At 65.3% G+C, this 24,105-nt stretch carries 21 protein-coding genes and 1 other RNA gene; 8 read left to right on the top strand and 14 right to left on the bottom strand.

Annotated elements, in window-relative coordinates:
* The first annotated feature begins 73 nt into the window (after positions 1-73).
* Positions 74-331: a hypothetical protein gene (locus GL284_RS15860; protein WP_155045622.1), complete on the top strand. Its 258-nt coding sequence runs from the start codon at positions 74-76 to the stop codon at positions 329-331.
* Here the strand turns inward: GL284_RS15860 and recN are convergent.
* The 14 genes from recN to GL284_RS15790 all read right to left on the bottom strand — a co-directional run bounded on the left by recN (position 328) and on the right by GL284_RS15790 (position 17,166).
* Entirely contained in the window at positions 328-1,971 is a 1,644-nt protein-coding gene (recN, locus tag GL284_RS15855; RefSeq protein ID WP_155045621.1) for a DNA repair protein RecN, read from the bottom strand. The genes GL284_RS15860 and recN overlap by 4 nt on opposite strands.
* A 6-nt stretch (positions 1,972-1,977) precedes the next feature.
* Entirely contained in the window at positions 1,978-2,820 is an 843-nt protein-coding gene (locus GL284_RS15850) for an outer membrane protein assembly factor BamD (protein WP_155045620.1), read from the bottom strand.
* 152 nt (positions 2,821-2,972) lie between these two features.
* Positions 2,973-3,902 (bottom strand): UDP-3-O-acyl-N-acetylglucosamine deacetylase, encoded by a 930-nt coding sequence (lpxC, locus tag GL284_RS15845; protein ID WP_155045670.1) that lies wholly within the window; start codon positions 3,900-3,902, stop codon positions 2,973-2,975.
* Positions 3,903-4,138: 236 nt separating this feature from the next.
* Positions 4,139-5,782 carry a cell division protein FtsZ gene (gene ftsZ / locus GL284_RS15840; protein WP_155045619.1) on the bottom strand — a complete coding sequence of 548 codons (1,644 nt, stop codon included), beginning with the start codon at positions 5,780-5,782 and terminating at the stop codon, positions 4,139-4,141.
* Positions 5,783-5,997: 215 nt separating this feature from the next.
* Positions 5,998-7,332: a cell division protein FtsA gene (gene ftsA / locus GL284_RS15835; protein ID WP_155045618.1), complete on the bottom strand. Its 1,335-nt coding sequence runs from the start codon at positions 7,330-7,332 to the stop codon at positions 5,998-6,000.
* Positions 7,333-7,356: 24 nt separating this feature from the next.
* Positions 7,357-8,391 (bottom strand): cell division protein FtsQ/DivIB, encoded by a 1,035-nt coding sequence (locus GL284_RS15830; RefSeq protein ID WP_155045617.1) that lies wholly within the window; start codon positions 8,389-8,391, stop codon positions 7,357-7,359.
* Positions 8,379-9,302, bottom strand: coding sequence for a D-alanine--D-alanine ligase (locus tag GL284_RS15825; RefSeq protein WP_155045616.1), 924 nt, complete (start codon positions 9,300-9,302; stop codon positions 8,379-8,381). The genes GL284_RS15830 and GL284_RS15825 overlap by 13 nt, the downstream gene beginning before the upstream one ends.
* Before the next feature lie 123 nt (positions 9,303-9,425).
* A complete protein-coding gene (gene murB / locus GL284_RS15820; RefSeq protein ID WP_155045615.1) occupies positions 9,426-10,346 on the bottom strand; it encodes a UDP-N-acetylmuramate dehydrogenase in 921 nt (306 codons plus the stop codon).
* A 172-nt stretch (positions 10,347-10,518) separates the two neighbouring features.
* Positions 10,519-11,973: a hypothetical protein gene (locus tag GL284_RS15815; protein ID WP_155045614.1), complete on the bottom strand. Its 1,455-nt coding sequence runs from the start codon at positions 11,971-11,973 to the stop codon at positions 10,519-10,521.
* Between the two features lie 66 nt (positions 11,974-12,039).
* Positions 12,040-12,300, bottom strand: a complete 261-nt coding sequence (locus tag GL284_RS15810; protein ID WP_341870458.1) for a DUF2484 family protein — start codon at positions 12,298-12,300, stop codon at positions 12,040-12,042.
* Positions 12,297-13,709 carry a UDP-N-acetylmuramate--L-alanine ligase gene (gene murC / locus GL284_RS15805; RefSeq protein ID WP_155045612.1) on the bottom strand — a complete coding sequence of 471 codons (1,413 nt, stop codon included), beginning with the start codon at positions 13,707-13,709 and terminating at the stop codon, positions 12,297-12,299. Before murC ends, GL284_RS15810 begins: the two co-directional genes overlap by 4 nt.
* Positions 13,706-14,794, bottom strand: a complete 1,089-nt coding sequence (locus tag GL284_RS15800; protein ID WP_155045611.1) for a UDP-N-acetylglucosamine--N-acetylmuramyl-(pentapeptide) pyrophosphoryl-undecaprenol N-acetylglucosamine transferase — start codon at positions 14,792-14,794, stop codon at positions 13,706-13,708. Before GL284_RS15800 ends, murC begins: the two co-directional genes overlap by 4 nt.
* On the bottom strand, positions 14,791-15,957 hold the full coding sequence (locus GL284_RS15795) for an FtsW/RodA/SpoVE family cell cycle protein (RefSeq protein ID WP_155045610.1): 1,167 nt from the start codon (positions 15,955-15,957) through the stop codon (positions 14,791-14,793). The genes GL284_RS15800 and GL284_RS15795 overlap by 4 nt, the downstream gene beginning before the upstream one ends.
* Before the next feature lie 216 nt (positions 15,958-16,173).
* A complete protein-coding gene (locus GL284_RS15790; protein WP_341870459.1) occupies positions 16,174-17,166 on the bottom strand; it encodes a TerC family protein in 993 nt (330 codons plus the stop codon).
* Positions 17,167-17,421: 255 nt separating this feature from the next.
* Between GL284_RS15790 and GL284_RS15780 the strand changes: the two genes are divergently transcribed.
* The 7 genes from GL284_RS15780 to GL284_RS15750 all read left to right on the top strand — a co-directional run bounded on the left by GL284_RS15780 (position 17,422) and on the right by GL284_RS15750 (position 24,104).
* Entirely contained in the window at positions 17,422-18,285 is an 864-nt protein-coding gene (locus GL284_RS15780; protein ID WP_155045608.1) for an ATPase, read from the top strand.
* Positions 18,285-19,211: a homoserine O-succinyltransferase gene (locus GL284_RS15775; protein ID WP_155045607.1), complete on the top strand. Its 927-nt coding sequence runs from the start codon at positions 18,285-18,287 to the stop codon at positions 19,209-19,211. Before GL284_RS15780 ends, GL284_RS15775 begins: the two co-directional genes overlap by 1 nt.
* 1 nt (position 19,212) lies before the next feature.
* Positions 19,213-20,115: a polyphosphate kinase 2 gene (ppk2, locus tag GL284_RS15770; protein WP_155045606.1), complete on the top strand. Its 903-nt coding sequence runs from the start codon at positions 19,213-19,215 to the stop codon at positions 20,113-20,115.
* A gap of 3 nt (positions 20,116-20,118) precedes the next feature.
* Positions 20,119-21,018 carry a TPM domain-containing protein gene (locus GL284_RS15765; protein WP_155045605.1) on the top strand — a complete coding sequence of 300 codons (900 nt, stop codon included), beginning with the start codon at positions 20,119-20,121 and terminating at the stop codon, positions 21,016-21,018.
* 127 nt (positions 21,019-21,145) lie between these two features.
* On the top strand, positions 21,146-22,195 hold the full coding sequence (locus GL284_RS15760; RefSeq protein ID WP_155045604.1) for an ABC transporter substrate-binding protein: 1,050 nt from the start codon (positions 21,146-21,148) through the stop codon (positions 22,193-22,195).
* A 200-nt stretch (positions 22,196-22,395) separates the two neighbouring features.
* Positions 22,396-22,750: a transfer-messenger RNA gene (gene ssrA / locus GL284_RS15755) on the top strand.
* 82 nt (positions 22,751-22,832) lie between these two features.
* Positions 22,833-24,104 carry a glutamate-5-semialdehyde dehydrogenase gene (locus GL284_RS15750; RefSeq protein ID WP_155045603.1) on the top strand — a complete coding sequence of 424 codons (1,272 nt, stop codon included), beginning with the start codon at positions 22,833-22,835 and terminating at the stop codon, positions 24,102-24,104.
* Position 24,105: the final 1 nt, after the last annotated feature.

The following is a 24,105-nucleotide window of genomic DNA, read 5'->3' as shown; positions in this document are numbered from 1 at the left end:
CGCCGCCACCGCGGCCATTGCCCAGCAGGCACTTTTGCCTCAGGCCTAGGCGCCGCCCGTCCGGCAGGCGAATATGGATCCGGAACCGCTGGCGGCGCCCACACCCGATCAGCGGCTGGGCATCGCGAAGCTGGACGGGCTGCCGCAGGTCGGCCAGCGCATCGACCCGGACGCGCTGCACCGTATCAAGCGCCCCGGCCTTTACGGCGTGGGCACCTCGGTCGACGGCAGCAGCAATTACGGCATTCTTGAGGGGCGGCTGATCCGTTACGATCCCGACACGCTGCGGGTGCAGTCCGTCATCCGCGAGGTGGACCAGATCCTGGATTAACCGTCCAGCAGCGCACGAGCGGCATCGCGCGCGGCCGGGGTGATGGCCTCGCCCGAGATCATGCGGGCGATTTCATCTACCCGCTGACCGGCATCCAGCGCCGCCACATTGGATGTGGTCATGCCCTTGGCCACGGATTTCGCCACGCGGAAATGATTGGCCCCCAGCGCCGCCACCTGCGGGCTGTGGGTCACGACCAGCACCTGCGCGCCTTCTGCCAGCCGCGCCAGACGACGGCCCACGGCATCTGCGGTCGCGCCGCCGACGCCCCGGTCGATTTCGTCGAAGATCATCACCAGCGCGTCATTGCCCTGCGCCAGACAGACCTTCAGCGCCAGCAGGAACCGGCTGAGCTCCCCGCCCGAGGCGATGCGGTCCAGCGCCCCGGCGGGCGCGCCCGGATTGGTGGCGACGGTAAAGGCCACGGCATCGCGCCCGTCCGGGCCGGGCTCGGCGGCGGTCAGTTCGGTGGTAAAGACCGCGCGCTCCATCTTCAGCGGCGCAAGCTCGGCGGCCATCGCGGCATCCAGCCGCTTGGCCGCCGTGGCGCGCCGGTCGGTCAAGGTGGCGGCGTCCCTGTCATACGCCGCGTCGGCCGCAGCAACGGCGTCGGTCAGCCGCGCCAGATCACCCGCACCGGCATCAAGGCGCCCCAGACGCCCGCGCAGATCATCGGCCAGCCCCGCCAGATCATCGGCCAGCACGTCATGCTTGCGGGCCAGCGCGCGCAGGGCAAACAGCCGCTCTTCGGTGGTCTCCAGATCGCGGGGGTCGAATTCCATGGCGTCCAGCGCGGCCTCGACACCGGCTGCGGCATCGCCCAGCTCGATCAGCGCGCGTTGCAGCGCGGCGCTTGGCGCTTCCAGCCGCCCCTCGGCGCGGTCGGCGGCATTGTCCAACCAGCGCACGGCGTCCAGCATCGCGCCTTCGGCCCCGTCCGGCCCCAAGGCCTGCGCGGCACGGGCGACATCCTCGCGGATGCGTTCGGCACCTTGCATGGCACGGCGGGCGGTATCCAGCGCGGCTTCCTCGCCGGGTTGCGGGTCCAGCTTGTCCAGTTCGGCAACCGCGTGGCGCAGGAATTCCTCTTCGCCGCGTGCGGCGGCCAGCGCGGTCTCGGCCGCGGTCAGCGCGGCGCGCGCCTCGCGGCGGGCAGACCATGCGCCGCGCACCGCCGACAGATCGACGCCGGCAAAGGCATCCAGCAGCAACCGATGGCCGCGCGGGTTCAGCAGCCCGCGATCATCGTGCTGGCCGTGCAGTTCCACCAGCGTTTCCGACAGCGCCCGCAACACTTCGCCCGAGGCGCGGCGGTCATTGATCCAGCCGGTCTTGCGCCCGTCCCCGGCATTCACCCGGCGCAGGATCAATTCATTCGATACCGGAAAGCCCGCATCGGCCAGCAAGGCGCGGGCCGGATGAGCGGCGGGCAGATCGAAAACGGCGGTGACTTCGCCCTGCGTGGCACCCTGACGCACCAGATCTGCGCGCCCGCGCCAGCCCAGCACGAAACCCAGACAATCCAGCAGGATGGACTTGCCCGCCCCGGTTTCGCCGGTCAGGACGTTCAGGCCCGGCTGGAACTCAAGCTCCAGCCGGTCGATCAGCAGCATGTCGCGGATGTCCAGATGCCGCAGCATCGGCCGTTACAGCCACTTGCCCTGAATGACCTGACGATAGACATTCGTCAGCCAGCTGTCGCCCCGCGCCTCGGGTTCCAGACCGCGACCGCGAAGCTGCCGGAAGGCATCCTGATAGAAGGGCGAGGACTGGAAGTTATGGCCAAGGATTGCGCCCGCCGTCTGGGCCTGATCGTTCAGCCCCAGCGCCAGATAAGCCTCGACCAGTCGCATCAGCGCCTCGGGCGTGTGGGTGGTGGTCTGGTAATCCTCGACCACGACGCGGAAGCGGTTGATGGCTGCGGTGTAATGCCCGCGCTTGAGGTAATAGCGCCCGATCTCCATTTCCTTCGCGGCCAGATGGTCGAAGGCCAGATCGAATTTCAGGATCGAGCTGCGGGCATATTCGGTGTCGGGATATTCTTCGATCACCTCGCGCAGCGATTGCAGCGCCTGGAAGGTCAGCCCCTGATCGCGGCCCACATCGTCGATCTGATCGTAATAGCTGAGCGCCAGCAGATATTTGGCATAGGCCGCGTCCTCATCGCCCGGATAGGTGTCGATGAAGCGCTGCGCCGCGCTACGGGCCTCTTCGTAATCCTTGGCACGGTGATAGGAATAGGCCTGCATGATCAGCGCGCGCTTGGCCCATTCCGAATAGGGGTAAAGCCGCTCGACCTCGGAGAAATAGCGGACGGCATCGGCGGGCTTGCGGCTGTTTTCCAGCTCATATTCGCCGCGCTTGTAGATTTCTTCGGCGGTGAAGCTCTCCAGCGATTCGGGGGCCCGGCTGCCCGCCCCGCCGCAGCCGGCCAGCAGACCAATGGACAGCACCGCCGCGACCAAGGAACCCGATCTGATGCCCGCCATATCTACCTGCCCGTCCGAAATATTTTTTCCGCCCCGCGGCTGATTTTCCGCGCAGCCCGCACGTCCTAGCACAGAAATTCTGGCGGCGCAAAATGCCAAAACGCGGAATTTTCGAGGGGAATGGTCACGAAGCCGAAGGACCGCCGCCCGGTTCAGGCGACGGCAAGCTGATGCATGGCCCGCATGTCGGCAGGCACCACGCCAGCACCCGGCAGATGCTGCTGCATTTCCGGCGTCACGGTGACCCATTCCCAAGCGTCCGGGGCGGCGAAAAGCGCCCGCAGCAGCTTGTTGGTCATCGCGTGGCCCGCACGGTGGCCGGTATAGCGCGCCAGCAGCGGCGCACCGGCCAGCGCCAGATCGCCCATGGCGTCCAGCATCTTGTGGCGCACGGCCTCATCCTTGTGGCGCAGGCCGCCGGGCGACAGAACCTTGTCGCCATCGACCACGACGGCGTTCAGATAGGTGCCGCCAAGCGCCAGACCGTTTTTCTGCATCTGCACGACATCGGCCTGACGGCAGAATGTGCGGCTGTCCATCAGCTCGTGCACGAAGCTGCCATTGGCCATATCCAGCCGCTTTTCCTGATGACCGATCGCGGCATCGGTAAAGTCGATGTCGAAATGGATCTGCAGATGATCGGCGGGCGACAGGCGGGCGAAGGCCTCGCCCTGCTGGACCTCGACCGGGCGCAGCACGCGGATGGCGCGCAGCGGCGCGTCCTGATGGCGGATCCCCGCCTCCATGATGCCCAGCACGAAGGGCGCGGACGAGCCGTCAAGGATCGGCACTTCCGGTCCGTTCACCTCGACCAGCGCATTGTTGATGCCGGTCCCGGCCAGCGCCGCCATGACATGTTCGACGGTCGACAACGTCACACCGTCGCCATTGTCCATCAGCGTGCACAGCTGCGAGGGCGTCACCTGATCCCAGCGCGCCGGGATGCGGACGCCGCCAAGGTCGCTGCGGCTGAACACGATGCCATGATCGACCGGCGCAGGCAGGATCGCAAGCCGAACCGCTGCACCCGAGTGCAGCCCGACACCGCGGAACTGAGCTTTCGTAGCAATGGTGGTCTGCATCGTCTTGCCTGCCTTCATCGAATCGTCATGCGCGTGGGAACAACCCTTTTGCGCTATGGTCATGAGGTAGGTGCAGGGCGGCCTTCACTCAATTAACGAATTGTAACCGCATGAAACAATGCCGCCCGCCAACAGGCGCAGATCCGCCGCACCGCAGCAAACCCCTGAAATCGCCAGTAAAAAAGGACCGCCGAAGCGGTCCTTTCCTGAAACATCGTGCAAAACTTGTGATCGGATCAGTTGGCCTGACGGCGCAGGAAGGCCGGGATTTCGACATTCTCATCGGTGCGGTCCGGGCTGGCCAGATCGTCGAAACCCGCGTCGAAGCCGGTATTCTTGCGCGCGGCCACCCGCTCATTCACGCGTTCGGCGAGGGTTGAGGCGGCGGGCTTTTGCGCCGGTTGCGCCTGTTCGCCATGGCCCGAGATCCGCTCCAGCATCCGGCTGAGGCCACCCATGCGGCTTTGCACGCGGCTGGCCACATCCGAGGCGGGCTGCTGCTCGGGCGCTTGCGCGGCCGGAGCCTGCTGACGCGGCGGCGTGGCGGGTGCGGCCTGCTGACCGGGCGCGCGCTGCACGGCTTGCGCCAGACGCTGCATCACTGCATCGGTCGGCTGACCGGGGGCGGCGGCACGTCGCGGCGCCATGAAACCGGCGCTGTCGCCTTGCAGCGCGTCCGCCTGCGAGGGGGCCGCCGGGCGGGCCTCGGCGGGCTGATAGGCCGGGCGCGGCATGTCTTCGTCGTCATTGCGCGCGGGCTGCATCCGGGCGGTGGGCGCTTCGGCCTGATCGGCTGCGGTCACCACGCGGCGCGGCGGGATCTGCGGCTCGTCGTCCTTTTGCGCGATGGACGGCGTCTGGGTCAGCGGATCCTTCATGCCACGGCGCGGTGCGGGCAGTTCGGCCGCCGAAGCGTCGATGCCGGTCGCGACGACCGACACGCGGATCGAGCCTTCCATCGACGGATCCAGCGTCGAGCCGACGATGATATTCGCCTCGGGATCGACCTTCTCGCGGATCTTCTCGGCCGCCTCGTCCATTTCGAACAGGGTCAGGTCGTAACCGCCGGTGATGTTGATCAGCACGCCACGCGCGCCGTTCAGGCTGATTTCGTCCAGAAGCGGGTTGGCAATGGCCTTTTCGGCGGCCTGCACGGCGCGGTTCTCGCCCGAGGCTTCGCCCGTGCCCATCATCGCCTTGCCCATCTCATCCATCACCGCGCGCACGTCGGCGAAGTCGAGGTTGATCAGGCCCGGACGCACCATCAGGTCGGTCACGCCCTTGACGCCCTGATACAGCACGTCATCGGCCATGGCGAAGGCTTCGGTGAAGGTGGTCTTTTCGTTGGCCAGCCGGAACAGGTTCTGGTTGGGAATGATGATCAGCGTGTCGACGACCTTCTGCAGCGCCTCGACGCCCTCGGCGGCCTGACGCATCCGCTTGGTGCCTTCGAACTGGAAGGGCTTCGTGACGACGCCGACGGTCAGGATGCCCATCTCGCGGGCGGCCTGCGCGATGATCGGGGCCGCGCCCGTGCCGGTGCCGCCGCCCATGCCGGCGGTGATGAAGCACATATGCGCGCCCATCAGGTGATCGACGATATCCTCGATGGTTTCCTCGGCGGCTTTCGCGCCGATCGAGGGCTTGGCACCAGCGCCCAGACCTTCGGTCACTTTCGGGCCGATCTGGATGCGGGCCTCCGCTTTCGAGGATTGCAGCGCCTGCGCATCGGTATTCGCCACGACGAATTCGACGCCCTCAAGCTGCTTGTCGATCATGTTGTTGACCGCATTGCCGCCTGCGCCTCCGACGCCGAAGACGGTGATGCGCGGCTTCAGTTCTTGTTCGTCGTTCAGCATCAGGTGGATCTGCCGTTCCATGTCTCGCCTGCCTTGTTTTTGCGCCGGACATGGCGTCCGGTCGAATCCCCGTGATATGTCCAAGCCTAGCCAGATTCCGCTTGAACGTCACCCGAAAAACACAGTCACGCCACAAAATATGGCGGTCTGTTAAGGGTGTTTCGGCGGTATCTTGCCCACGCGACTGCATCTGGTGGGGCAGAAAGCCGCCGCCACCTGATACAGAGCGGATGCAACTACCAGTTGCTTTTGAACCAGCGGTAGGCGCGCTTCAGGCTGCGTGCGGGATAAGCCTCTGCGGGCATTGCGAAATCCCACCATTCGTCTTGCGGATGCGCCGTCAGCAGCGCCAGCCCGATCGCCGATGAGAAACTGGGCGCAGTCGCGTTATGCGGGAGCCCCTGGATCCGCAGCGGACGCCCGATGCGCACGTTCTGGCCCAGCATCCGCGCCGCCAGCACGTCCAGACCGGGGATCTGGCTGCCGCCGCCCGTCAGCACGATCTGGCGCGAGGGCATGAATTCAAAGCCCGCCGCATCCAGCAGCTCGGCGACCTTTTCCAGGATCTCCTCGACGCGGGGGCGCATGATGCCGATCAGATCGGCGCGGCTGATGCTGCGGCGGTCGGTTTCCCAATCGCCGGTCTCGCCGCCCAGTTCGATCATCTCGCGGTCGTCGCGGCCCGTCGCCTCGACGCCGCCATGCAGGGTCTTCAGCCGCTCGGCCACGGCATGGCTGACGCGCAGTCCCTTGGCGATGTCCATGGTGATCAGATCGCCGCCGAAGCGCACGGCATCGGCAAAGATCATGTGCTTCTTGATAAAGACCGACACGCCCGTCGTCCCGCCGCCCAGATCGACACAAGCCGCGCCCAGTTCCTGTTCGTCCTCGACCAGCGCCGCCAGCCCCGAGGCATAGGAGGCCGAGGCCACGCCCGCCAGTTCCATGTCGCAGCGCCGGATGCAATGCACCAGATTGCCCGCCGCATCGCCGTCGATGGTCAGCACATGCATGTCCACGGCCAGCCTGTCGCCGGTATGTTCGCGCGGATCGTTCAGACCCGAACGGCCATCCACGGCGAAGTTCACCGGCTGGGCGTGCAGAACCTCGCGCCCGCGCCCGAAATCCGGCACGTCGCAGGCGCCCAGAACGCGGGCGATGTCATCTTCGGCGACCTTGCCCGCATCCAGCCGGATCTCTCCGGCCAGCCCATAGGATTGCGGCCGCGCGCCGGAAACGCAGGCGATGACGTGATCGACCCGCACCCCGGCGACTTTCTGCGCCGACTGGATCACTGTGCGGATCGCGCGCTCGGTCTCGGCCATATTGTCGATCTCGCCGAAGCGCATGCCACGCGACCGGGTATGCGCCGTGCCGATGACGCGGAAGTTGGACTGACCGGCCATGGGGCCCACGCCATCGGTTTCGCGGAACTGGCCGGGACCGTCGAATTGCAGCACAAGGCAGCCGATCTTCGAGGTGCCAATGTCCAGCACCGCAATGACGCCGCGCTGCATCGCTTGCCGGCGCATGTTGCGCATCGCCCGCTGGCCTTGGTACAGATCCCTCATTTATCCAGCTCCATCAATGACCTGTCAGGTCTTCTTCACGCGGCTTGCAGTCTTTGTCGTGCTTTTCCCGGCGGCATCCGTCCCCGGCTCGATCGGCTTGCCGTCCGGGCCGATCTGGTCCTGACCACGGGCGCGGCGGATGGCGTTCTGGGCGTCCAGTCCGATCTGCACGACCGGGCGGCCCTCTTCGCGCAGGTCCACCACGGCGATGTCGCGGTCCAGCATGTGCTGGGCCTTGTCCATCGCGATGACATGTTCCAGCGCGCGCAAGGCACCTTCGGCGGGCAGCTTGATGCGCTGGCCGCGATCCAGCACCACGTCCCAGCGCCGTTCGCCCATCCGCTCCAGCCCGCGCAGGCGGGGCAGGATCGGGCCAGCGGCGTCGATCAACGCCATCGCCTCGGCGGCGGCACGGTCAGCCCCCTCGCCCGCGATGATCGGCAGATCGCCCCGCACATCGCGCGATGTGGCCGAGGCGACGCGGTGCCCGGTCTTGTCCAGCAGTTCGATCCCACGGGCATGACGCCACAACACGGCAGGCACACGCTCGGTCACGGTTGCCGACAGCACACCGCCGGGCAGGATGCGCAGATCCACCGCCTCGACCGCGTCTAGCTTCAGCACCCTTTCCCGCAGTTTTTCCAAGTCAATTTCAAAGCTCGACGCCGGCAGGTCCACTGGCAGCATCGCCCGCAGCCCCTTGTCCACGACAGCCGAGGCGCCGTGGATTTCCATGCTGTGCACCATGAAGGCCTCACGGTGCTGGATACGGTCGACCAGCCCGTCGATGCTGCTGGACAGATTGGCGCGGCGCGTGTCGTCCGACAGCCAGATCCCCACCACCATCGCCGCCAGAAAGGCGGGAATGCCGATCCGCACCAGACGGCGGATCAGCGGGCGCAGCATCATGCGGTTCAGCCGATAGGCCAGACGCGATGGCGCCGGATCGCGGCGCGGCGTCGCGGTCTTGGGCTGCGGCGCGGGGCGCATCGGCGCGTGGCGCACCGGCGCGGGACGCCCGGCATCGGCGCTGCGACCGAAGGGGTTCAGGCCCTGCATAGCGCCTCCTTCACGATCCAGTCGCACAGCGCCGGGAAATCCATGCCGACATGCGCCGCCTGTTCGGGCGCAAGCGAAGTCGGCGTCATGCCCGGCTGGGTATTCACTTCCAGCAGGATCAGCCCGTCCAGCCCGCGGCTGTCATCCCAGCGAAAATCGGTGCGCGACAAGCCGCTGCATCCCAAGGCGGCATGGGCGCGCACGGCATAGTCGCGGCAGGCGGCGTCGATTTCGGCGGGGATCTCGGCGGGGATCACATGGCGCGAGCCGCCGGGCTTGTATTTCGCATCATAGTCATACCAGCCCGAGGTGACGATCTCGGTCACGCCAAGCGCCCGGTCGCCCAGCACGGCGGTCGTCAGCTCGCGCCCCGGCGCATAGGTTTCGACCATCACGCGGGCGGGCATCTTGTCGGACAGCTGCGGCGGTGCATTGGCCCCGTCATGCACGATATAGACGCCCACGGACGAGCCTTCGTCATTCGGCTTGACCACATAGGGCGGCGGCATGACATGGCGCTGGCGCACCTCGGCGGCATCGGCGATCAGGCTTTCCATCACCGGCAACCCGGCTTCGCGGAAGGCATGTTTGGCGCGGGTCTTGTCCATGGCCAGTGCCGAGGCCAGCACACCCGAATGGGTATAGCGAAAGCCCAGCCAGTCCATCAGCCCCTGCACGCAGCCGTCTTCGCCCCAGCGGCCATGCAGCGCATTGAAGACCATATCCGGCGCAGCAGCAGCCAGTTGTGCGGGCAAATCCCTGCCCGCGTCGATTTCCGTGACCTCATAGCCCGCCTGCCGCAGCGCAACCGCGCATTCGTGGCCCGATGACAGCGACACCTCGCGCTCAGCCGAGGGTCCGCCCATCAGGACTGCGACTTTCGGGGCCGAACTGCTCGCCCTGCCCGCCAATTTACTGCCTCTTCGCCCCGGTTGATCCGGGTATTTCTATGCAGAGAAGGATAGCCGCTGAATGGTCATCGCAAAAGGGGATTTTCGCGTTCCGGGCGAAAATTCGCTAGGCAACGGGCGGGCTTAGGCCTCGCCCACCCGGATGACCTCCCATTGCAGGTCATGGCCCGAGGTTTCGCGCACCCGGTCGCGCACCAACTCGCCCAGGGCTTCCAGCTCGGCTGCGGTCGCGCCATCGGCGTTTGTCAGGAAATTCGGATGTTTTTCAGACATTTGCGCGCCGCCCAGCCGGTGTCCGCGCAGGCCCGCCGCATCGATCAGCGACCATGCCTTCAGATCATGCACATCATCCGCCCGCCCGGTCGAGGAAAAGCCCGCCGGATTGCGGAAGGTCGAGCCCGCCGTGCGGTCCCGCGTCGGTTGGCTAGCATCGCGGCGCTGAAGCTGGTCGTCCATTTTCGCGGCCAGATCGGCGGGATCGCCCGCCTCGGCGCGGAAACGCGCCTCAGTGATGACCCAGCCCTCGGGGATCTCGGCATGGCGATAGCTCAGGCGCAGATCGGCGGCCGGGATCTCGACCGCCTGCCCCCCGCGCGTCACCGCCCGGACCGAGATCAGGTGATCGGCCACATAGGTGCCATAGCAGCCCGCATTCATGCGCACCGCGCCGCCGATGCTGCCGGGGATGGTGCGCAGAAAGGTCAGATCGCGTCCCGCCTCGGCGGCCTTGCGGGCGACATGCGCATCCAGCGCGGCCGCGCCTGCGGTCACGGTGTCGCCGTCGATCTGAATGGTGTTGAAGCCCCGGCCCAGCCGGATCACCACCCCCCGGATCCCCCCGTCGCGCACGATCAGGTTTGACCCCACACCCATGGCAAACACCGCCATCCCCGGATCCAGATCCGCCAGAAACTGCGCCAGATCATCCGCATCGGCGGGCTGGAACAGATAATCGGCAGGCCCTCCGACACGCAGCCATGTCAGATCGGCCAAAGGGCGGTTCGGCGTCAACGCGCCACGGGGCGTGGGAAGGGTCTGGGTCATGGGTGGGTTGGTTAATCGCCGTTACGCGGGGCGTCAATCGGGCACGCGTTGCCGGAGGAACGGCAAAGAGGCATCAAGTTGCGGATCTTCAGCAAATGTTTCGGTTTTGGCCGCGACATGCGCGCACTGAGTACCCACAGTTGCCGCATGGGATGCGGGTGGTGAGGGGACGCTAGCGGAGATTTAACATCTCATAGATGATGCGTTGGGCATCTTTGACAATCGGATTGCCGGCGAGAAACTGCATGGCCTCCAGCAACTCCGCGCCTTTGGTCAGGGCGCGGAAGGTCAAACCAGCCCCTATGGCGATTGCAGCAGTGAACCGTAGGATGCGAAGCAGGCGACCGGATAGGCGAAACGACGCACTGCGTCGTTCTGCCGGATCGCTATTCGGGTCGGTCGCGATGGCAGCATCCTGAGGCAGCGTCTCGGCCAAACGCCCCTCAAGCAGCGGCGCTACCGTTGCGACTACTTCGTTGATGGTGTCACAGCCTTTGATTAGCTCGTCATTGTCGGTGATGGCTTGGCGGCGTTCAAGCACCCGGCGGGCCTCAGCATTTGAGCCCAGAATATCGGCGCCAGCATCGCGCAGGCGATTGCGATAGTCCGCCAGCAGGGGGTCGCCGTCGACGGGCGGGCATTCGCCCTGCTCGGCGCGCAGCGCAAGCCGAAGCAACGCGGACGAACACGCGTCGTAGAGTTCGACTGGCAGGTTCTGCGCATCCTCGACCGCACACTGCAGCATCGCAAGATCGGGGGTAAGCGCACGATAGGATTGCGGCAGCGGTTGCTCGAATACGGCGATGGCCTTGAGCATCTTGCGTCGGACATAGATGCCCATTTCTTCAGGAAGATCAGCGGTCGGGACCAGGCGCAGCTTGCCGGTTTCCGGGTTGATCTCGACAGTTTCGCCGTTTTCGGTCATAGCAATCGAGAGATCATCGACCGCGTCGTCTATCGCTTTGTCGAGCGTCGCGGCGCCCTCTTCCCACGCGGCATCGTCTATCTGGGCGATGCGGTTAATTAAACTCCAATTTGGCGCCGTGCCGGCGATCACGCTTTGATACCACTTGTTCCAGAACGGGTGCAGATGCCGGCCTTCTTGTTCCGGCACGAGACCTGAAGTGTGCTCGGGTGTAAGGGGCAGTATCTCGGGCAGTTCCGTCGGTGCTTTTTGCCAAGCATCAGCCGCGCTTGCCCTGATTTGCCGTATGTCATCCAGAATGAAATGACTCTCTGGGACCAAATTAGAAATTCCCGTGGAGGCAATGACCATACTTGGCGGACCAAAGCCTGCACCGTCGTTACCGACTAAACACTTGCACATATCGTTTGCAGCACGGTCAACAGCTGGCCGGTCGCTTGACGTGCTCCAATAGCCATCAAAGCTCGGTCGGGTCGCGTTCGCCGCGCGCTCCAGCGTGGTGATCTCTGCGCGGCCAGCCATGAAAAGTTGCGCGACGAGCGCCTGCCGCAAAACACGGATACTGTTATTTGCGTGTAGCCTGCGAAGGCCCTGGGGCAGCATCCTTATGATGCTGCGCCACGCGAGCGCAGCTTTTTGGTCTGATGTCAGCTGTGCATATTCACGAGGGAAGCGTTCAAAATTCTCATTGTGCTGTACCATGGGGACCCTGCTTGCCTCGTCGCCCGACCATGCGACGAAAGCTTTACAACCGCAAAGCCTTATCCCTTAGGCCTCACCCCGTTTCCGGCGCATCGCCCCGGCGGGGGGCCAGACGAGGATAGAGATTCCCAGCGCCAGAAACAGCACGCCGAAACCCGGTCCGCACAGATAGGTCAGCCAGCCCAGCACCGGCACGCCGATCACGATCAGCCCCCAGATCGCCGCGTGCTGGCGCGCGGGGCGGACCAGCGGCAGCAGGCAGGCCAGCACGGCCCAAAGCACCGCAATCAGGGCGGCGGCGCCGGGATGGTTGGCCAGTTCGCTCACGCGGCTTTCTCCGACAGTCTGTCCGGCAGGCCATTGGCCCAGGTCGAGATGGTGCCTGCGCCAAGGCAGACCACCATATCGCCGGGGCGGGCCTGTTCGCGAACCAGACGGGCAAGGTCATCCTCGCCCAGAACGGCGCGGGCGTGGCGGTGGCCATGGGCGATCAGCCCGGCGACCAGATCGTCGCGCGACGCGCCGGGGATCGGGTCTTCGCCTGCGGAATAGACCTCGGCGATGGCCACGACATCGGCCTCGTTGAAGCAGGTGCAGAAATCGTCGAAAAGGTTCGACAGCCGCGAATAGCGATGCGGCTGATGCACAGCGATGACGCGGCCCTTGGTGGCCTGACGCGCGGCCTTCAGCACGGCGGCGATTTCCACCGGGTGGTGGCCGTAATCGTCGATGATGGTGACGCCATTCACCTCGCCCACGCGGGTGAAGCGGCGACCGACGCCGCCGAACTTGGCCAGCGCATCGCGGATCTGCGCGCGCTTCATGCCCAGATGGCGGGCGACGGCGACAGCGGCCAGCGCGTTCGAGACGTTGTGATCGCCGGGCATCGGCAGGGTGCAGCCCTCGATCACCGGGCTGCCCTCTTCGCCCTGCAGGGCCACGTCGAAATGGGCGATGCCGTTTTCATAGCGCAGATTAATCGCGCGGACATCGGCCTGTGCGTTGAAGCCGAAGGTCACGACGCGACGGTCGGTCAGCTTGCCCACCAGCGCCTGCACCTCGGGGTGGTCGGTGCAGCAGACGGCAAGGCCATAGAACGGGATGTTCGAAACGAAATCGTGGAACCCCTTGCGCAGCGCGTCGAAGCTGCCCCAGTGCTCCATATGCTCGGGGTCGATATTGGTGACGATGGCGATGGTCGCGGGCAGGCGGTTGAAGCTGCCATCGGATTCGTCGGCCTCGACCACCATCCATTCGCCGGCCCCGGCGCGGGCATTGCTGCCATAGGCATGGATGACGCCGCCATTGATGACGGTCGGATCCAGCCCGCCCGCATCCAGAAGCGTCGCCACCATGGTCGTCGTCGTCGTCTTGCCATGCGTCCCGGCAATCGCCACGTTCGAGCGCATGCGCATCAGTTCGGCCAGCATCTCGGCGCGGCGGACCACGGGCAGGCCACGGCGGCGCGCTTCCTCAAGTTCCGGGTTGCCCTTCTTGATCGCGGTCGAGATCACCACGACGCCCGCATCGCCGATGTTTTCGGCGCGCTGGCCTTCAAAGACCGCCGCCCCCAGCTTTTCCAGCCGGTCGGTGATCTTGGACCGCTTGGCGTCCGAGCCCTGCACCGAATAGCCCAGCGTCATCAGAACTTCGGCAATGCCCGACATGCCGATGCCGCCGATGCCAATGAAGTGGATGGGGCCAAGCTCGCCCGGAAGTTTGGTCGCTGCGTTCATTGGTGAAGTTCCGTTACAAGTTCTGCAAGACGGGCGGCCGCATCGGGTCGCCCAAGGGACAGGGCCGTCGCGGCCATGCGGCTGGCCAGCGCGCCGTCGGAAAGGATCTCTTGCATGTCGCGCCGCAGGCTTTCGGCGTCAAGCATGGATTCGGGCAGCACCAACGCCGCGCCGCTGTCGGACAGGGCCTGCGCATTTGCGGTCTGGTGATCGCCGGTGGCGGCGGCAAAGGGGATCAGGATCGCCGGGCGTCCGATCACGGTGATGTCGGCCAAGGACGAAGCCCCGGCCCGGCTGATGACCAGCTGCGCCTGCGCGATGCGCTGGGGCACGTCGTCGAAGAACGGCTGCACGGTGGCCCGGATGCCCGCCTGCGCATAGGCCTCGGTCACACGCGCGGCATCCTCGGCCCGGGCCTGATGGCTGACGCGCAGGCGCGGGCGCAGGGCATCGGGCAAGGCCGCGATGGCCAAAGGCACCACATCGGACAGGACGCGCGCGCCCTGACTGCCGCCGATCACCAGCAGGTTCAGCAGATCGTCGGCGGGCGCGGCATAAGGCGCGCCCGCCTGATCCAGCACCGCCTTGCGGACTGGGTTACCCGTATGGATGCCCGTGACGCCGGGCGGCAGCGCCGTGGGCCATGTGCCGCAGGCGACCTTGTGGACGCGGCGGGCAAAGGCGGAATTCACCCGACCCATGATGCCGTTCTGTTCGTGGATCATCCGCGGAATGCGCAGGGCAAAAGCCGCCGACATCGCCGGAATGGTCGGATAGCCGCCAAAGCCCACCACCACGGCGGGCCGGTCGGCGCGCATGGCGGCGATGGCCGCGACGATCCCCGCGCCGATGCGCGCGGGCACGATCAGCTTGTCCAGCTTGCCGCCGCGCGCGGTCGTGGCCGAGCTGACCACCTCGCGCGTGACGGCATCGGGAAAGCCGCCCGCATAGCGCGCGCCGCGGTCGTCGGTGGACAGCTTGACGCGCCAGCCATGCGCCAGCAGCACCTCGGCCAGGGACTGCGCGGGGAACATATGGCCGCCGGTGCCCCCGGCGGCGATCAGGCACAGGGGTCCGTCGCTCATCCCCGGCGCCCCAGCAGATCGCCCATCCGGCCCTGCGGAAGGGCGCGGGTCAGCGCCAGCAGCATCCCCACCGCGATCCCCGAGGCGATCACCGATGAGCCGCCATAGCTGACGAAAGGCAGCGTCATGCCCTTGGCGGGCAGCAGGCGCACGGCAACGCCCATATTGATCAGCGCCTGCACGCCGAAGGCGCAGGCAAGGCCGGTCCCGGCGATGCGGGCGAACGGGTCGCGTTCGTCGCGCAGCCGCATCAGTGAGCGCACGACGACCGTCATGTACAGCGCGATGATGGCCAGCACCATGATCAGGCCGTATTCCTCGGCCGCGACCGCGATGATGAAGTCGGTATGCGCATCGGGCAGCGACCATTTGACCGAGCCCTCGCCCACGCCGACGCCGAAGAAGCCGCCTTCCTGAATGGCATTGGTGGCATAGCCGATCTGGGTGCGCGGATCGACCTCGGCGGCCAGAAAACCGTTGATCCGGCGGGCGAAGTGTTCCGAGGCGTTATAGGCGAAAAAGCCGCCCGCGACCGCCGTGCCCAGCACCGAAAACAGCAGCATCAGCGGCGCGCCCGCGATGAAATACATCACGCACCACGAAAACAGCACCAGCGAGGCCTGTCCGAAATCGGGCTGCAGCGCCAGAAGGATCACCACCGCCCCCGCGACGCCTGCGGAATAGGCGCGACCGGGCGGCCCGCCCACGGACTGGCCTGCCGCCATGAACCATGCGCAGATGGCCACGAAACAGGGCTTCAGGAATTCGGAGGGCTGCACGGACATGCCGCCGGGCAGACGCAGCCAGCGCACCGCGCCCTTGCCGAAATCCGTCCCGACAAAGGGCAGCGCCAGCACGACGGCAAAGGTCACCAGAAAGCCCAGCACGCCGATCCGGCGCACCTGCTTGGGCGAAAAGGTCGAGATGACCAGCATCGCCACCATTGCCGCACCGCCAAAGATCGCCTGCCGCGTGACGTAATAGAACGGCGTCAGGTTGTTCTTTTCCGCCAGCGGCACCGATGCCGCCAGACCAAGAAGCAAGCCGATCGCGAAAAGCGCCAGCACACAGGCAAGGGACCAGCGGTCCACCGTGCGCCACCAGCGTGGAAGAATAGGATCACCAGCCCGAACGGGCGTGGTGCCAAAGACCATCTCGGTCATGGAAAAACCGCCGTCACTGCCTCTGCCAAATGCCCGCTTGCGGGCTGCCCGGTTCTCCGGGTCTGGGGGCGACTATAGCGCGGATGTGGCGCTCGCGCTACAGGGGATTGCTGGATGCGCCGCCAAAGCTTGCCAAAACGCAAACGCGCCCCGCAGGGCCGGCAAAGCCGGGTGCGGGGCGCGCGCATCGACCCAGGGGCCGGGGCTGGTTTGTCGTTATTTCCCGGTCAGTTCCTTGGCGTCCTGACCTTTGGTGCGCCACAGCGAATAGGCGACGCCCGCACCCAGAATGGCGAAGGTGATGCCAAGCGAAATCGCGGGCGGGAACTTCTCCATCCCCATCAGATCGGCAAGGAACACCTTCGAGCCGATGAAGATCAGCAGCACCGCCAGAGCCTGTTTCAGATATTCAAAGCGGTGAATGATCGCCGCCAGCGCAAAGAACAGCGCGCGCAGACCCAGAATGGCGAAGATGTTCGAGGTATAGACGATATAGGGGTTCGTCGTGATGGCAAAGACCGCGGGCACCGAATCGACGGCAAAGATCACGTCGGCAATCTCGATCATCACCAGCGCCAGCAATAGCGGCGTGGCAAAGCGGCGGATGCGGCCGGTCTTGGGATCGGGCTGCTTGACGATGAAGGAATGGCCGTGCAGTTCGTCGGTCAGCGGCATGCGGCGGCGCAGGAACTTCAGGATCGGGTTGTCGGCCATGTCATGTTCTTTGTCGCCGACAAACAGCATCTTGATGCCGGTCAGGATCAGGAAGCCCGCAAAGATATACAGGATCCAGCCATATTCCGCGACCAGCGTGGCGCCCAGACCGATCATCAGGCCGCGCAGCAGGATCACGCCCAGAATGCCCCAGAACAGCACGCGGTGCTGATAGCGGCGCGGGATCGACAGCGTGGCAAAGATCAGCGCGATGACGAAGACGTTGTCCATGGCCAGCGTCTTTTCGACCACGAAGGCGGTCATGTATTCGGCAGCCGCCTGACTGCCCATCTGATACCAGACAAAGCCGCCGAAAAGCACGCCCAGCGTGATGTAGAACGCCGAGAGCTTCAGGCTTTCGGCCACGCCGATCTCGTGTTCCTTGCGGTTCAGGACGCCAAGGTCAAAGGCCAGCAACACGCCGACCAGCCCCAGAAACAGCAGCCACAGCCAGATCGGCGTGCCCATGAAAAGTGTCAGATAAAAAGGTTCCACGTCAGGCTCCACATGATGAAGGATGCCGGGTGCATGACCTGGAAGGGAAAACCGGGCTGGCACCGAGCAGGCTCGATGCGGTCCGACATCACGACAATCGCCGTCAGAGGGGCCCGGTCCGCACCAAGCCACATAGGAACTGCCAAACCGATTGCAAGCCCTTCGCGCCCGATCATGTGCATCGCCGCCCGCGCTGCCCCTTTTCATGGGGCGCGCATGGCACTAACTATCGCCTGCCCTGACGAAGGAACGGCGATGCTTTACTCAACGGCAAGCGAATGGCTGGCGGCTCCGCGCAAGCGGGTGCTGTTCTTTGGCATGTCCGGGCTGGGCAAGACCTTCCTTGCCACCATGCTGCGCGGGGCGGGCGACTGGTTTCACTACTCGGTCGATTACCGCATCGGCACGCGTTACATGGGCGAGCTGATCGCCGACAACTTCAAGCGCGAGGCGATGAAAGTGCCGTTCCTGCGCGAATTGCTGCTGTCGGATTCGGTCTATATCGCCAGCAACATCACCTTTGAGAATCTGGCGCCACTGTCGACCTATCTGGGCAAGCCCGGCAGCGAGACGCGCGGCGGGCTGCGCTTTGACGAATACATGCGCCGTCAGGACCAGCACCGCATGTCCGAGATTTCGGCCCTGCTGGACAGCGGCCATTTCATCCGGCGCGGGCAGGACATCTATGGCATCCCGCATTTCGTCTGCGACTCGGGCGGCTCGATCTGCGAGGTGGTGGACCCGTTCGCGCCGACCGATCCGGTGCTGGACGCGCTGGAACGCGACATGCTGATGATCTGGATCAAGGGCAGCGACGCCCATACCGCCGAACTGGTGCGCCGCTTCGACCGCGCGCCGAAACCGATGTATTACCAGCCCGAATTTCTGGACCGCGCCTGGACCAGCTACCGCGTGGAAAAGGGCCTGAACGAAGATGAGGTCAATCCCGACGACTTCATCCGCTGGACCTATGCCCGCGCGCTGGCCCATCGCCAGCCGCGCTATCAGGCGATGGCCCGGCGCGGCGTCACCCTTCTGGCCGAGGAAGTGGCCGAGGTGAAAACGCCCGAGGATCTGAACCAGCTGATTGCCACGGCCATCGCAAGAAAGGACGCGTAATGCCGATTACCCTGCCCAATGACCTGCCCGCCTTCGATATTCTGTCGAATGAAGGCGTCATGGTCATGTCGCCGGGTCGCGCGGCGATGCAGGATATCCGGCCCTTGCGCATCGGGCTTCTGAACCTGATGCCCAAGAAGATCCAGACCGAAAACCAGTTCGCCCGCGTCATCGGCGCGACCCCGCTGCAGATCGACTTCCAGCTGATCCGCATGTCCGATCACGAAAGCCGCAACACCGCCGCCGACCATCTGCAAAGCTTCTATCGCACCTTCCGCGAGGTGCAGGCGACGGGCGAGAAATTCGACGGGCTGATCATCACCGGCGCGCCGATCGAACATCTGCCCTTCGATCAGGTGACCTATTGGGACGAATTGCAGCAGGTCTTCGACTGGACCCAGACGCATGTGCATTCGACCTTTGGCGTCTGCTGGGGCGGCATGGCGATGGCATGGCATTTCAACGGGCTGGAAAAGCACGCGCTGGACCGCAAGGCCTTCGGCTGCTTCCGGCATCGCAACATGGCCCCCGCCAGCCCCTATCTGCGGGGATTTTCGGATGATGTGCTGGTGCCGGTCAGCCGCTGGACCGAGGTGCGGCAGGATCAGGTCGATGCCATCCCGGCGCTGCGCACGCTGATCGCCTCGGATCAGGCGGGGCCGTGCTTGCTGGAGGATGCCGGGCGGCGCGCGCTGTATGTGTTCAACCATTTCGAATATGACAGCACGACGCTGAAGGATGAATACGACCGCGACGTGGCCGCAGGAAAGCCGATCAACGTGCCGGTGAACTATTATCCCGATGACGACCCCGGCCAGCCGCCCAGCAATCGCTGGCGCAGCCATGCGCATCTGCTTTACGGTAACTGGATCAACGAGATCTATCAGACCACGCATTACGACATGGCCAAAATCGGGAGCGAGTGACATGGGCAAGGAAAAGGCACTGACGCAGCATCATCCCGACCTGCCCTATGTCGGCGCGATCACCCGCTTTCTGGAAGATGGCGCCCCGGACGACATCCGCCGCGCCGTCAAATCCGCCGATGGCAAGAAGATCCTGAACCCCGATTATCCCTATGACGCCGAGATGAAGGGCAAGGATTACGACGCCCATCTCGAGGCGCTGCAATTGCAGCTTGTCCATCTGATGCGCGACGTGATCCATACCGGCAAGCGCATCATCGTGCTGTTCGAGGGCCGCGACGCCGCAGGCAAGGGCGGCACCATCGAACGGGTGCGCGAAAACCTGAACCCGCGTTCCGCCTATATCGTCGCGCTGCCCAAACCCAGCGAGCGTGAGGCGGGCCAGTGGTATTTCCAGCGCTATACCGACTGGCTGCCCGGCGCGGGGGAAATCGCGCTGTTCGACCGCAGCTGGTATAACCGCGGCGTGGTCGAAAAGGTCTTTGGCTTTTCCACCGATACGCAGCGCGAGACGTTCTTCCGCCAATTGCCGCATTACGAAAACATGCTGGTCGATGACGGCATCGTGCTGGTCAAGCTGTGGCTGAACGTGGGTCGCGCCGAACAGCTGCTGCGGTTCCTTGACCGCGAGGCCGACCCGCTGAAGCAGTGGAAGCTGAGCTCGATCGACGTGGACGGTCTGGCGAAATGGGACGACTATACCGATGCCATCCGCGACACGCTGGCACGCAGCCATTCGGGCATCGCGCCGTGGACGGTCATCCGCTCGGACGACAAGCGGCGGGCGCGGATCGCGGCGATCCAGACCATCCTGCGCGCGGTGGATTTCGCCGGGCGCGACGATGCGCTGATCGGCATGCCCGACCCCAAGATCGTCGGCGGCCCCGAGATGCTGGCGGGCTGAGCCATGCGCCACCTGCTGGCCGCGCTGCTGGTGATGCTTGGCCTTGCGGCAGGGGCTGCGGCGCAGAACCTGCCCGAGTGGCAATCGACCACGGTCAATGACCTCGCGGGCCTGCTGAGCCCGGCCGATGCCACGGCCATCGACCGCGCGCTGGCCGAGCTCAGCCGGTCGACCGGCGTGCAGGGCACGGTGGTCACCCTGTCTGATCGGGCGCGCTATGGCGGCGCGGATGGGCTTGAGCCCTTTGCCACGCGGCTTTTCAATCACTGGGGCGTGGGCGATGCGCAGCGCAATGACGGCTTCATGCTGCTGGTGCTGCGCGACGACCGCGAGGCGCGGATCGAACTGGGCCGGGGCTATTCGCCCGAGGCCGACATTCTGGCGCAGGACATCATGCGCGGCACGCTGCTGCCCGCCATGCGCGGCGATGCGCCGTCCCAAGGCATCCGCCAGACGACCGAGGATATCATCCGCCTGATCGTCCGCCCGGTGGCCGCGGGCGCGCCGCTGGCCCGCGAACGCTCGGATGGCTGGGTCGGTCTGGTGATCTTCGGCGCGTTCGGCGCGATCTTCGCCGCCATCGCGCGCAAGGCATGGACGCGGCGGCGCTGCCCCGAATGCAGCCGCAGCGGCGTCACCACCACGCGCCAGCCGCATCGCGAAGCCCAGCCCGACGGCGGCTATCTTGTGGCGCAACAGGAAATCATTCGGCGCTGCCCGCATTGCGGCTGGCATCAGACCCGCCTGTCGCCCAACCCGCAGATGATGTGGTATGGGGCCACCGGAGAGCTTCTGCGCCAGCAACGCAACAACGACTATCGCGGCGCGCCGGGCCAGCGGGGTCCGGGCGGCGGTTTCGGCGGTGGATCATCGCGCGGCGGCGGCGCATCGGGGCGCTGGTAACCCCTGCCCTTTTGTCAGGCAGTGCCAAGAGAACGTGCAGGCCGGGGCGTCGCGAATGCTTGCGGGGCTGCGTCGCTGTCGCTAGCGTCAAACCTATGCTGCCACACTTCACCAGATAAGGTCACAGATGAAACTTCTGCGCTCCTCTGCCATTGCGCTGGTCATTGGCTCTGTCGCCGCGCCCAGCTTCGCCGCCGATCCCGAACTGACGGTCTTTGACTGGGCCGGGTTCGAGGAACCTTCGATCTTTCAGGGCTATGTCGACAAATACGGCGACAGCCCGACCTATGCCTTCTATGGCGATGACGATGAGGCGTATCAGAAACTCGCCTCGGGCTTCAAAGCCGATGTGGCGCATCCCTGTTCGCAAATGGTGTCGAAATACCGCGATGCCGGTCTGATCGAGCCTTGGGACACCAGCAAGATCCCGGCTTTCGACACCATCGCGCCGCGCTTTCTGGACAGCGAGATCTTCAAGGATGACCAAGGCGTCTGGTATATCCCGACCGACTGGGGCGCGACCGCCATCGCCTATAACAAAGAGGTGGTTCCGGCCGAGGACGTGGCCAGCCTGAACGTCTTCATCAACCCGAAATATCAGGGCCGCACCAGCCTGCCCGATTCGGCGGATGATGTCTGGGCGCTGGCCTATCTGGCCACCGGCACGACCGACTGGACAAAGGTCACGGACGAGCAGTTCAAGGCCGCCGCCGACTGGCTGCGGCAGGCGCATCAGAACGTCGCCGCCTATTGGGCCGATCCGTCCGAACAGGCGCAGCTGATGGCTTCGGGCGCGGTGGATATCGCGTGGTCGTGGAATGACGGCGTGGTGCTTTTGGAAAATGACGGCTTCCCGGTCGGCTTCCAGCGCGCCCCGACCGAGGGCAGCTCGATGTTCTTCTGCGGCTTCATCAACCTGAAGAACGGGCCGGGCAAGGAAGAAAAGGCCTATGACTTCATCAACGCATGGCTTGCCCCGCCCGCGGCCAAGGCGCTGCTGGACACCATCGGTTACGGCCATACCTCGACCGTGGCGATGGAGACGATCAAGGACGAACCGGCGGTGAAAGAGGGCCTTGCCGATGTCGATGCCCCGATCCTGTCCCAGACCCCGAACGACCCGCAACAGCGCGAACGTCAGTTGCAAGAGTTCGAAAAGATCAAGGCCGGCTTCTGATCGGATCACAGCGGCGGGCCGGTCCCGCCGCAGGGTCTGAGGCCAGGGCGGGATGTTCCCGCCAGCCCGACCAGCAAACGCAAGGGGAACGCGCGCAGCGCTCCCCTTTTTTGTTCTCTTTCTTCGCCTTATGGTTGCTTAACTGAAACGATCAGGCCAAACCATGAACGCCAAGGCAACATCTGCAACAAATGTTTGCCCGCCTTGCGTCCCTGTCACCGCCCCCCTATATTCGCCCTGTTCGGGTTCGCCCGGGCTATGGACATAAACGCGCATGGAATAAGCGGATCGGACCCGGGGGCGGTACCCGGCGACTCCACCAAACCACCCTCGTTGGGGGCAAATGGGGTCGAAACAGGATCGACGAACGTCTAAAGATGTTAGCTTTGTCTCGGTGAGCTACCACCGATATCGGTGCAAATTGTACAGTTGCCAACGACAACCGTGCTCCGGTCGCTCTGGCTGCGTAAGCAGCTCGGGTAACCGAAACTTAAGTCCTGTCGCTTAGCCGCGGCAGGCGGGGTCGGCAGGAACCTGGCAACAGAATCCTGCATTTTCCCTTTCTCGCTGGCCCTTTATCGCTGGTTTTTCAGCACGCGCGCCCCTATCTCTGCGGCACGTTCAAGGGAATGCCACGATGAAAGACCTGACCCAGCAAGATGCCGATGCGCTGATCGCCCGGATGGGCCGCGATGCGCGCGACGCCGCAAGCGTGCTGGCCGAAGCAACGGCCGAGCGCAAGCAGGCCGCGCTGAACGCTGCCGCCGATGCCATCCATGCCGCCGAAGCCGCCATTCTGGACGCCAATGCGCTGGACATGGCGCAGGCACGGGACAAGGGTCTGTCGCCAGCCATGCTGGACCGGCTGATGCTGGATCCCGCGCGCGTGGCGGCGATGGCGGACGGGTTGCGCTCGGTCGCGGCCCAGCCCGATCCCGTGGGTCAGGTGCTGGCCGAATGGGACCGCCCGAACGGTCTGCACATCCAGCGCGTAGCGACGCCTCTGGGTGTGATCGGCGTGATCTATGAAAGCCGCCCGAACGTCACCGCGGATGCGGCGGCGCTGGCGCTGAAATCCGGCAATGCGGTGATCTTGCGCGGCGGCTCGGAAAGCCTGCACTCGGCCGAGGCGATCCATGCGGCGCTGGTGCAGGGCGTGACGCAGGCGGGTCTGCCCGCCGCCGCCGTCCAGATGGTCCCCACCCGCGCGCGTGAGGCGGTGGGCGCCATGCTGCGCGCGCAGGGGCTGATCGACGTGATCGTGCCGCGCGGCGGCAAGGGGCTGGTCGGGCTGGTGCAGTCCGAGGCCCGCGTCCCGGTCTTTGCCCATCTTGAGGGCATCTGCCACGTCTATGCCGATGGCGATGCCGATCTGGACAAGGCGCGCCGCGTGGTGCTGAACGCCAAGACCCGGCGCACGGGGATCTGCGGCGCGGCGGAATGTCTGCTGATCGACCGCGATTTTCTGGCCAAGCACGGCCCGGTTCTGGTGCAGGACCTGCTGGAGGCCGGGGTCGAAGTCCGCGCCGAGGGCGATCTGGCGCAGGTCGCAGGCACCATCCCGGCGCAGCCGGATGATTTCGGGCAAGAGTTTCTGGACAAGATCATCGCCGTGCGGCTGGTCGATGGCGTCGAGGGCGCGATTGCGCATATCCGCCGCTATGGCTCGAACCATACCGAGGCGATTTTGACCGAAAACGATGCGACCGCGAACCGCTTCTTCCGCAGTCTGGACAGCGCGATCCTGATGCGCAATGCCTCGACCCAGTTTGCCGATGGCGGCGAATTCGGCATGGGCGCAGAAATCGGCATCGCCACCGGCAAGATGCATGCGCGCGGCCCGGTGGGGGCCGAGCAGTTGACCAGCTTCAAATATCTGGTGACCGGCGACGGCACGATCCGCGGCTGAG

This window comes from Paracoccus shanxieyensis (assembly GCF_009711265.1).
Lineage (GTDB): Bacteria > Pseudomonadota > Alphaproteobacteria > Rhodobacterales > Rhodobacteraceae > Paracoccus > Paracoccus shanxieyensis.
Note: the sequence above shows the minus strand (reverse complement) of the source record. Positions and strands in the feature narration are given on the sequence as shown.

Excerpts from the sequence above, each read along its gene's own strand:
- recN (WP_155045621.1), bottom strand. The coding sequence starts at position 1,971 with ATGCTGCGGCATCTGGACATCCGCGACATGCTGCTGATCGACCGGCTG.
- GL284_RS15775 (WP_155045607.1), top strand. The coding sequence starts at position 18,285 with ATGCCGATTACCCTGCCCAATGACCTGCCCGCCTTCGATATTCTGTCG.
- GL284_RS15815 (WP_155045614.1), bottom strand. The coding sequence starts at position 11,973 with ATGGTACAGCACAATGAGAATTTTGAACGCTTCCCTCGTGAATATGCA.
- GL284_RS15760 (WP_155045604.1), top strand. The coding sequence starts at position 21,146 with ATGAAACTTCTGCGCTCCTCTGCCATTGCGCTGGTCATTGGCTCTGTC.
- lpxC (WP_155045670.1), bottom strand. The coding sequence starts at position 3,902 with ATGCAGACCACCATTGCTACGAAAGCTCAGTTCCGCGGTGTCGGGCTG.
- GL284_RS15860 (WP_155045622.1), top strand. The coding sequence starts at position 74 with ATGGATCCGGAACCGCTGGCGGCGCCCACACCCGATCAGCGGCTGGGC.
- murB (WP_155045615.1), bottom strand. The coding sequence starts at position 10,346 with ATGACCCAGACCCTTCCCACGCCCCGTGGCGCGTTGACGCCGAACCGC.
- GL284_RS15795 (WP_155045610.1), bottom strand. The coding sequence starts at position 15,957 with ATGACCGAGATGGTCTTTGGCACCACGCCCGTTCGGGCTGGTGATCCT.
- GL284_RS15780 (WP_155045608.1), top strand. The coding sequence starts at position 17,422 with ATGCTTTACTCAACGGCAAGCGAATGGCTGGCGGCTCCGCGCAAGCGG.
- GL284_RS15830 (WP_155045617.1), bottom strand. The coding sequence starts at position 8,391 with ATGCAGGGCCTGAACCCCTTCGGTCGCAGCGCCGATGCCGGGCGTCCC.
- GL284_RS15850 (WP_155045620.1), bottom strand. The coding sequence starts at position 2,820 with ATGGCGGGCATCAGATCGGGTTCCTTGGTCGCGGCGGTGCTGTCCATT.
- GL284_RS15750 (WP_155045603.1), top strand. The coding sequence starts at position 22,833 with ATGAAAGACCTGACCCAGCAAGATGCCGATGCGCTGATCGCCCGGATG.
- murC (WP_155045612.1), bottom strand. The coding sequence starts at position 13,709 with ATGAACGCAGCGACCAAACTTCCGGGCGAGCTTGGCCCCATCCACTTC.
- GL284_RS15765 (WP_155045605.1), top strand. The coding sequence starts at position 20,119 with ATGCGCCACCTGCTGGCCGCGCTGCTGGTGATGCTTGGCCTTGCGGCA.
- ppk2 (WP_155045606.1), top strand. The coding sequence starts at position 19,213 with ATGGGCAAGGAAAAGGCACTGACGCAGCATCATCCCGACCTGCCCTAT.
- ftsA (WP_155045618.1), bottom strand. The coding sequence starts at position 7,332 with ATGAGGGATCTGTACCAAGGCCAGCGGGCGATGCGCAACATGCGCCGG.
- ftsZ (WP_155045619.1), bottom strand. The coding sequence starts at position 5,782 with ATGGAACGGCAGATCCACCTGATGCTGAACGACGAACAAGAACTGAAG.
- GL284_RS15800 (WP_155045611.1), bottom strand. The coding sequence starts at position 14,794 with ATGAGCGACGGACCCCTGTGCCTGATCGCCGCCGGGGGCACCGGCGGC.